The sequence below is a fragment of the Streptomyces yongxingensis genome, assembly GCF_055597465.1.
Map to the genome: position 1 here is coordinate 9,282,606 of NZ_CM145717.1, position 10,258 is coordinate 9,292,863.

1 pseudogene is annotated in these 10,258 nt (G+C 71.7%); it reads right to left on the bottom strand.

The features are described 5' to 3' along the window. Positions 1–12: 12 nt before the first annotated feature. A pseudogene (locus tag ACZ6TD_RS39820) lies at positions 13–10,215 on the bottom strand (type I polyketide synthase); the annotation flags it as partial. Positions 10,216–10,258 lie beyond the last annotated feature (43 nt).

Consider the following 10,258-nt stretch of genomic DNA (forward strand, 5'->3'; position numbering starts at 1 on the left):
GCAACCGCGGCGTCAGTCGTTTCCGAAGGTCGTGCCGCGCATCGCCCGGCTCACCAGCTCGTCGGCGTCCAGCTCCGCGATCGCGGCGTTCTCCGCCTCGGCGGCGCTGCTCATATCGGTCAGGCCACTCAGCTCGCCCGGCTCACCGGCCGTGGAGTCCGCGAGGCGCACCAGCGCGTCCAGCACCCCCAGCTCGTGGAATCGGCGCAACGGCACGGAGGCCAGCACCCGCCGGATCTTCCGCTCGCGGCCCTCCGCGTCGGTGGCTCCGCCGCCTCCGAGCCCGCCCCCGATCCCGTCCACGGTCTCGTCCGCGGTGGGCACCAGCTCCGTACGCAGCTTCCTCGCCAGCGTGGTGGGTTTCGGATAGTCGAACACCACTGTGGGGGAGAGCTGGAGCCCGGCGGCCGCGTTGATCCGGTTGCGCAGCTCCACCGCGGTCAGCGAGTCGAACCCGGTGTCCTTGAACGCGCGCTCCGGCTCCACCGCGTCACCGTCGGCATGCCCGAGCACGGCCGCCGCCTCGCGCCGCACCAGGTCGGTCAGGAACGCCTCCTGCTCCGGGCCGGTCAGCTCGGCCAGGCTGTGCAGGAGCACCTCGCGCCGCGACGTGCCCCCGCCCGGCGTGTCCGCCGCCAGGAGCTCGGCGACCTCGGGCAACTGCCGCAGCAGCGGCCGCTCCCGGGCCATCGTGTATCCCGGTACGAACCGCGCCCAGTCGATGTCGGCGACGATCACATTCGGCGGGCCACCGCCCACGGCACGCGCCATCGCACGCAGCGCGGGTGCCGGGTCCATCGGCAGGATCCCGATACGACGCCACTGGTCGCCGCCGTCGGCGTCGATCATGCCGAGACCGCCGCCCCAGCCGCCCCACGCCACCGACGTGCCCGCGAGACCCCGGGCGCGGCGGCGCTGCGCCAGCCCGTCGAGGAACGCATTGCCCGCCGCGTACGGGGCCTGGCCGCCACTGCCCCAGACACCGGCGCCGGAGGAGAACAACACGAACGCGTCCAGCTCCCGGTCGCCGACGAGCTCGTCCAGCACCAGCGCGCCACGCACCTTCGCACCCGTCACCGTGGCGAACTCCTCGGCGGTCACCTCGGTGACCGGAGCCGGGAGCAGACCCGCACCGGCCGTGTGCACCACCGCGGTCAGCGGATGTGTCCGCTCGGCCTCCGCCAGCACCGCGGCCACGGCGTCCCGGTCGGTCACATCACACGCCGCGACCGTGACCCGCACCTCTGCCAGGTCCGCCACCAGTTCGGCCGCGCCCGGCGCGTCACCGCCCTGCCTGCTGAGCAGCACCACATGGTCCGCCCCGCTCGCGGCGAGCCAGCGCGCCACATGCGAACCGAGCCCGCCGGTGCCGCCCGTGACCAGCACGGTGCCACGCGGCTTCCAGGCGCTGCCCGAGCCGTCCCGGTCCCGCAGCATCCGGCGGGCGAACAGCCCCTCGGCGCGCACCGCGAGCTGATCCTCCCCCTCCGGGGAGCACAGCGCCGCGAACAGTCCGTCCGGCAACTCCTCGTCGTCGCCCTCCCCTTCGGCCGGCAGGTCGATCAGGCCGCCGAAGGTGTCCGGGTGGTCGAGCCCGAGCACGGCGCCGAATCCCCACACCGCCGACTGCACCGGGTCGGCCGCCTCACCGGCCACCGCGACCCCGCCACTGGTGACGCACCACAGCGGTGCGGTGACGCCGTGGTCCCGCAGCGCCTGCGCCACCGCCAGCGTGGCCGCTGTGCCCACGGACACGGTGCCGTACTCGGTGTCGGCGCGGTCGTCCCACGAGAGCAGGGACACCACCCCGGCGCAGCCGTCCGCCGACTTGACCTGGTCGCCCAGCGCCTCCCGGCTGGTTTCGGAGACCTCGGCGGCCACTACCTCCGCGCCCCGCGCGGCCAGTCCGTCCAGCACCGAGCGGACCCGCGCCGAGGTGGCCCGTACGGCCGGGACCAGCACCAGCCACCTTCCCGACAGTCGCGGGGTGGCCGCGGCCACCCGGGTCCAGCCGACCCGGTACCGCCACGCGTCGGTGAGGCTGTCCTCCCGGCTGCGCCGGCGCCAGGAGGCCAGCGCGGGCAGCACCGTGCCCAGGGCCGCCGCGTCCACCTCGAGATCCCGCGCCAGGGACTGCGCGTCTCCGTCCTCGATGGCCGCCCACAGGGAGCTGTCGGCGGTCTCGGCCCGCGTCGGTGTCCTGGCGGGCTCCAGCCAGTAGTGCCGGTGCTGGAAGGCGTACGTGGGCAGCGGCACCCTACGGGCTCCGGACCCGGCGAACAGGGCCGCCCAGTTCACCGGTATTCCGTTGGTGGAGAGTTCGGCGAGGTGGGTGAGGAAGCGGGTGGGGGTGTCGTCGTCGCGTCGGAGGGTGCCGGTGATGGTGGTGGGGGTGTCGGGGTGGGTTTCGGTGGTGTCTTGGATGGCGGTGGTCAGGACGGGGTGGGTGCTGACTTCGATGAAGGTTCGGTAGCCCTGGTTGAGGAGGGCTTGGGTGGCTTGGTGGAAGCGGACGGTGTCGCGGAGGTTGCGGTACCAGTAGTGGGGGGTGATGTGGGTGGGGTTGGTCCAGTCGGCGTCGACGGTGGACATCCAGGCGACTTCGCCGGGTGTGGCGGTGACGTCGTCAAGCAGTTGGTGGAGCTGGTCTTTGATGGTGTCGACGTGTCCGGAGTGTCCGGCGAAGTCGACGCCGGGGAGTTGCCATCGGTAGATTTTGGCTTTGGAGAGGGTTTTGCCGAATTCGTTGAGGGCGTCGGGGTCTCCGGATATGGAGAGGGAGGCGGGGCCGTTGACGGCGGCGATCCACAGGCGTCCTTGCCAGGGGGTGAGGGCTTCCTGGGCCCATTCTTGGGTGGTGAGGACGGACATCATGGCGCCGTGTCCGGTGAGGTGGTGGGCGATGGTTTGGCTGCGGAGGGTGACGATTTTGGCGGCGGTGGGGAGGGTGAGGTGTCCGGCGACGTGGGCGGCGGCGATTTCGCCTTGGGAGTGGCCGATGACGGCGTCGGGGTGGATGCCGTTGGCCTGCCAGAGTGCGGCGAGGGAGACCATGATGGCGAAGGTGGTGGGCTGGAGGACGTCGACGCGGTCCAGTGAGGGGGCGTTGGGTGCGCCGGTGATGACGTCGATGAGGTTCCAGTCCGTGTAGGGGGCGAGGGCCTCGGCACACTCGTGGAGGCGGGCGGCGAAAACAGGGGAGGTGTCGAGGAGCTGGGCTCCCATCCCCGTCCACTGGGCGCCCTGGCCGGGGAACACGAACACGGTCTTCCCGTCGGTGCCGGTCTCCCCGGTGACCAGGTTGGGGTGGGGCTGCCCTTCGCTGAGGGCGGTGAGGGCGGCCGTCGCCTGGTCGAGATCGGTGGCGAGGATGACCGCGCGGTGTTCCAGCGCGGCGCGGGTGGTGGCGAGTGACCAGCCCACATCCACCGGGTCGGTGTCGGGGTGGGCGCGAAGGTGGGTGATCAGCCGCTCGGCCTGCGCCCGTAGCGCCGCCGGGCTCTTGGCGGACAGCACCCACGGCACCGCACCTCCTGTGGCCACCAGCCCGGGGACCTCCGGTTCCGTGGTCTCCGTTTCGACCGCCGCTTCTTCCGGGGCCTGTTCGAGGATGAGGTGGGCGTTGGTGCCGCTGACGCCGAAGGAAGAGACACCGGCGCGGCGGGGCCGTCCCGTCTCCGGCCAGGGCCGGGCCTCGGTGAGCAGGGATACCGCGCCCGATGTCCAGTCCACCTTGGTGGTGGGCTCGTCGGCGTGGAGTGTCTTGGGCAGTACGCCGTGCCGCATGGCCTGCACCATCTTGATGACGCCCGCGATCCCCGCAGTGGCCTGGGTGTGGCCGATGTTGGATTTGAGCGAGCCCAGCCAGAGGGGTTGGTCGGCGGGGCGGTTCTGGCCGTAGGTGGCCAGGAGGGCCTGGGCTTCGATGGGGTCGCCGAGGGCGGTGCCGGTGCCGTGCGCTTCAACGGCGTCGATGTCCGAGGGGGACAGTCCGGCGTTGGCCAGGGCCTGCCGGATGACGCGTTGCTGCGATGGCCCGTTGGGTGCGGTGAGGCCGTTGCTGGCGCCGTCCTGGTTGACCGCCGTGCCGCGGATGACGGCCAGCACCTCGTGGCCGTTGCGGCGAGCCTCGGAGAGCCGTTCCAGCAGCACCAGCCCGACGCCTTCGCTGAAGGTGGTGCCGTCGGCGCCCTCGCTGAAGGACTTGCTGCGGCCGTCCGGCGCGAGGCCGCGCTGGTGCGAGAAGCTCACGAACCCGTCCGGAGTCGACATCACCGTCACACCCCCGGCCAGGGCCATCGAGCACTCACCCTCGCGCACTGCCTTGGCCGCCCAGTGGACGGCCACCAGCGAGGAGGAGCACGCCGTGTCCACCGTCACCGCGGGGCCGGTCAGGCCCAGTGCGTAGGCCACCCGCCCGGACACCACGCTCCCCGACTTCCCCGTGCTCAGATAGGTCTCCGACCCCTCGGGCAGCTCACCGGCGTTCGTCGCGTAGTCGTGGTAGATGAGCCCGGCGAACACACCCGTGTCGCTGCCCCGCACCGACCCCGGGGCGATACCGGCCTGCTCGAAGGTCTCCCACGCGGTTTCCAGCAGCAGCCGTTGCTGCGGGTCCATCGCCACGGCCTCACGTGGGGAGATGCCGAAGAAGTCCGCGTCGAACCGGGTGGCCCCCTCCAGGAACCCGCCCTCGCGCACATAGGTCGTGCCCACCCGGTCCGGGTCCGGGTCGAACAGCGTGTCCAGGTCCCAACCGCGGTCGGTGGGGAACGCCCCGATACCGTCCTCCCCGTCGGCCACCAGCCGCCACAGCCCGTCCGGGTCGGTCACCCGTCCGGGGAGCCGGCAGGCCATGCCGACGATGACCACGGGGTCGTCAGTGTCGGCCCCCGGCCCGCTGACGGCGGCCGGAGCCGCCTGCGTCGACCCGAACAGCTCGTCCCGCAGATACCCGGCGGTGACCGCGGCGGTCGGGTAGTCGAACACCACGGTCGCGGGGAGCCGCAGCCCCGTGGCCGCGTTGAGGCGGTTGCGCAGTTCCACCGCTGTCAGCGAGTCGAACCCGATCTCCCGGAAGGGCTGGTCCGGCCCGATGCTGTCGATCGTCGTATGTCCGAGCACGGCGGCGGCCTCGGTGCGGACGAGCTCGGTGAGGCGGCGCAGCCGTTCGCCGTGGTCGAGGGCGGCGAGCCGCTGCATGAGCGACGACGTGTCGGCGGGAGCCGGTGTGTGGGCCGTACGGCGCGTGGGGCGCCGTACGAGATGGCGGAGCAGCGGGGGAACGGGCTGTGCCTTGTCGTCGGCCCGAAGCGCGGCCGGGCTGATCTTGATCGGGACGAGGTGGGGGTCGGTGGTGGCCAGGGCCCGGTCGAGGAGGGCGAGACCCTCGTCGTCGGTGAGGGGTGCGACACCGCCGCGGTGGGTGCGCCGGCGGTCCTCGGTGTTCATGGTGGCGGTGAGGGCGCTGGTGGTTTCCCACAGGCCCCAGGCGAGTGAGGTGGCGGGGAGCCCGGCGGCGTGGCGTTGCTGGATGAGGGCGTCGATGTAGGTGTTGGCGGCGGCGTAGTTGGCCTGGCCGGGGGTGCCGAGGGTGCCGGTGGCGGAGGAGTAGACGACGAAGGCGGTCAGGTCGTGGTCGCGGGTGAGGTCGTGGAGGTGGGTGACGGCGTCGACTTTGGGGCGGAAGACGGTGTCGAGGCGGTCGGGGGTGAGTGCGGTGAGGATGCCGTCGTCCAGGGTTCCCGCGGTGTGGACCACGGCGGTGAGGGGATGGCCGGCCTCGATGTCGGCGAGGAGGGTGGTGAGTTGGTCGCGGTCGGCGGTGTCGCAGGCGGCGATGCGGACGTGTGCGCCGAGTTCGGTGAGTTCGGTGGCGAGTTCGGCCGCACCGGGGGCGTCGGGCCCCTGGCGACTGGTGAGCACCAGGTGCCGGGCGCCGTGGTGGGTGATGAGGTGGCGGGCGGTGAGGGCACCGAGGGTTCCGGTGCCGCCGGTGACCAGGACGGTGCCCTCGGGGTCGAGGGGGAGTGGCTGGGCCGGAGTGGTGGTGGGTGGTGCGGTGGTGAGCCGAGGCGCCCAGAGGATGTTGTCGCGGAGAGCCAGTTGGGGCTGGTCGGTGGTGAGCGCGGTGGGCAGTGCCTGGTCCGAGTGGCCGTCGGTGTCGATGAGGTGGAAACGGCCGGGGTGTTCGGACTGGGCCGAGCGGACCAGACCCCAGATCGCCGCCGCGGCGGGGTCGGTGACGTCGGTGGAGTCGTGTACGGCCATCGCACCGCGGGTGAGGATGACCAGCCGTGTGTCCGACAGCTCGGGCAGCGTCACCCACTCCTGCGACAGGTCCAGCGCCCGGGTGGCCAACTCGCGTGCGCGGATGGTGGGGTCGGTGCCGCGCGCATCCCACGCGGTGGTGTCGGCGACGATCAGGGTGGGCCGGTCCTCGGCCTCGGCGACCTCTGTGACATCGGCGAAGGCCGGGGCTTCGGCGGGAGCGAGGGCGGGGGAGACGTCCCCGAGGGTGCCCCACGGGACCTCGTCCGTGGCGGTGGCGGTGGCGGTGCTGTGTTGGGTCCAGGTGACCGTCCACAGAGCGTCGTTCAGCGACGTGGAGGTCAGCGCTTCGAGCTGCCCTGCGTCGACCTCCCGCAGTATCAGCGAGCCGATCGACGCGACCAGCCCTCCGGCCGCGTCGACCAGGCCCACGGAGAGTCCGCTGTCCTCGGTGTAACGGGCGTGGACGCGCACCGAGGTGGCACCGGTGGCGTGCAGGCGTATGTCGTTCCACGCGAACGGCAGCAGCATGCGGCTGCCGGGCTCCCCGGGCAGGCAGTAGTTGCTCGCGTGCAGTGCGGCGTCCAGCAGCGCCGGGTGGATGCCGAACCGGCCGGCGGCCTCCATCTGCTCCTCCGGCAGCGTGGCCTCCGCGAACACCTCGCCGTCGCGGGTCCAGACCGCCTTCAGGCCCTGGAAGGTCGGCCCGTAGTCGTAGCCCCCCTCGGCCATCTGCTCGTACAGGCCCTCCACGGCCACCGGCTCGGCGCCGGCGGGCGGCCATTCGGCCACGGCGGGCGGCGGGGGAGCGGTGGTGTCCTGAGTCAGCGTGCCGGTGCCGTGCTCCGTCCACTGGGCACCTTCCTCGGCGCGCGAGTAGATGCGTACGTCCCGGCGTCCGGACTCGTCGGGGCCGCCCACGACCACCCGGATGTCCAGGGAGCCACTGTCCGGCAGGGCCAGTGGCTGCTCGATGACCAGCTCTTCCAGGGTGGGGGTGTCGGTCTCGTCTCCGGCGCGGATGGCGAGTTCGGCCATCGCGGCGCCGGGGAGGAGTGCGGCGCCGGACACGGTGTGGTCGGCCAGCCAGGGGTGAGTGGCCAGGGAGAGGCGCCCGGTGAGGACGGTGCCCCCGGTGTCGGGGAGGTGGACGGCGGCGGTGAGCAGCGGATGCGCGGGGTCGTGGAGACCGGCCGAGGCGATGTCGCCTGCGTTGGAGGCGCGGGGGAGCCAGTAGTGCTGGTGTTGGAAGGGGTAGGTGGGGAGGGGTGTGGGGTGGGGGTTGGTGGTGGTGTAGAGGGTGGTCCAGTTGGGGGTGTGGCCGTGGGTGGTGAGGTGGGCGAGGTGGGTGAGGAAGCGGGTGGGGGTGTCGTCGTCGCGGCGGAGGGTGCCGGTGACGGTGGTGTGGGGTGTGTTGGTGGTTTCGAGGGTTTCTTGGATGGCGGTGGTGAGGACGGGGTGGGGGCTGACTTCGATGAAGGTGTGGTAGCCGTTGTCGGCGAGGGTGCGGATGGTGTGCTCGAATTGCACGGTTTGGCGGAGGTTGCGGTACCAGTAGCCGTGGTCGAGGGTGTCGGGTTCGATCCATTGGCCGGTGACGGTGGAGAGCCAGGGGGTGGTGCCGGGCTGGGTGGTGACGTCTGCGAGTACGTGGTGTAGCTGGTCTTTGATGGTGTCGACGTGTCCGGTGTGGGAGGCGTAGTCGACGGGGATGATGCGGGCCCTGGTGCCTTGGTCGGTGTAGTGGGTGTGGAGTTGGTGGAGGGCGTCGGTGTCGCCTGCGATGACGGTGGCGTTGGGGCCGTTGTGGGCGGCGATCCAGAGTTTGCCGTGCCAGGGGGTGAGGTCGATGGTGTCGGCGGGGGCGGCGAGGGACATCATGCCGCCGTGTCCGGCGAGGTGGTGGGCGATGGTCTGGCTGCGCAGGGTGACGATTTTGGCGGCGGTCGTAAGGCTGAGGTGCCCGGCGACGCAGGCGGCGGCGATTTCGCCTTGGGAGTGGCCGATGACGGCGTCGGGGTGGATGCCCACGGATTGCCAGAGGGCGGCGAGGGAGACGACGACGGCGAAGGTGGCGGGTTGGACGACATCGACACGCTCGAGCGAGGGCGCGTCGGGTGCGCCGGTGATGACGTCGATCAGCGACCAGTCGGTGTACGGGGCCAGGGCCTCGGCGCATTCGTGGAGGCGTTCGGCGAAGACCGGCGAGGTCTTGAGGAGCTGTGCCCCCATCCCTACCCATTGGGCGCCTTGGCCGGGGAAGACGAAGACGGTCTTGCCCTCTGCCCCGGTGTGTCCGGTGATCAGGAGTGGGTCGGGCCGTCCTTCTGCCAGGGCGCGGGCGGTTGCCGTGCCGCTTTCTGTGTTCGTGGCGAGGATGACCGCGCGGTGTTCCAGGGCGGCGCGGGTGGTGGCCAGTGACCAGCCCACGTCCACCGCACGCGGAGCGTCCCCCGCTTCCAGGTGGCTGACCAGGCGCCCTGCCTGCGCCCGTAGCGCTGCCGGGGTCTTGGCGGACAGCATCCATGGCACCACCCCGCCGGTGGCCACCAGCCCAGGCGTGCCCGCCTCGTCCGTGTCCGCCTCAGCCACGGTGACTTCCGGTGCCTGCTCCAGGATCACGTGTGCGTTCGTCCCGCTGACGCCGAAGGAGGAGATCCCGGCGCGGCGCGGGCGTCCCGTCTCCGGCCACGTCCGGGCCTCGGACAGCAGCGAGACCGCACCCGAAGACCAATCCACCTTGCTGGTGGGCTCGTCGGCGTGGAGTGTCCTGGGCAGTACGCCATGCCGCATGGCCTGGACCATCTTGATGACGCCCGCGACACCCGCCGCCGCCTGCGTGTGGCCGATGTTGGACTTGATGGAGCCCAGCCAGAGGGGCAGGTCCTCCGGACGGTTCTGGCCGTACGTGGCCAGGAGGGCCTGGGCTTCGATCGGGTCGCCGAGACTGGTGCCGGTGCCGTGGGCCTCGACCGCGTCCACATCGGCCACTGTCAGACCGGCGTTCGCCAGTGCCTGCCGGATCACTCGTTCCTGGGAGGGGCCGTTGGGTGCGGTGAGGCCGTTGCTGGCCCCGTCCTGGTTGACGGCGGTGCCACGTATGACGGCCAGCACCTCGTGGCCGTTGCGGCGGGCGTCCGACAGCCGCTCCAGCAGCACCAGACCGACACCCTCGGACCAGTTGGTGCCGTCCGCGCCCTCGCCGAAGGACTTGCAGCGCCCGTCGCGCGCCAGTCCGCGCTGCCGGGAGAATCCGACGAAGCCACCGGGGGTGGCCATCACCATCACACCACCGGCGAGCGCCATGGAGCACTCCCCGGACCGGAGCGCATAGCCGGCCAGGTGCATCGCCACGAGCGACGAGGAGCAGCCGGTGTCCAGGCTGACCGCCGGGCCGAGCAGACCGAGCGAGTACGAGATACGCCCGGACGCGATGCTGCCCGCGCCCCCGATCCCCAGATACCCCTCGAATCCATCCGGCACCTGGTCGACGGTCAGCGCGTAGTCGCCGTTGGCCACGCCGGTGAACACACCGACGTCGCTGTCCGCCAGCGAACTCGGGTCGATACCCGCGTTCTCCAAGGTCTCCCACGCGGTCTCCAGCAGCAGCCGCTGCTGGGGGTCGGTGGCCAGCGCCTCCCGTGGGGAGATGCCGAAGAACTCGGCGTCGAACTCCGCCGCGTCGGCGAGGAAGCCGCCCTCGTGCACATAGGAGGTGCCGATGGCGTCCGGGTCGGCGTCGAAAAGGTTCTCCAGGTCCCAGCCGCGATCCTCCGGAAACCCGCCGATCGCGTCCCGGCCGTCGGCCACCAGATCCCACAGCCCGTCGGGGGTGGTCACACCGCCCGGGTAGCGGCAGCCCATGCCGATGATGGCGATCGGCTCCTCCGTCGCCGTCTCGGCCTTGCGCAACCGCTCCCGCGTCTGGTGCAGATCGGCGGTGACCCGCTTGAGGTAGTTGAGGAGCTTTTCGTCATTCGCCATCTGG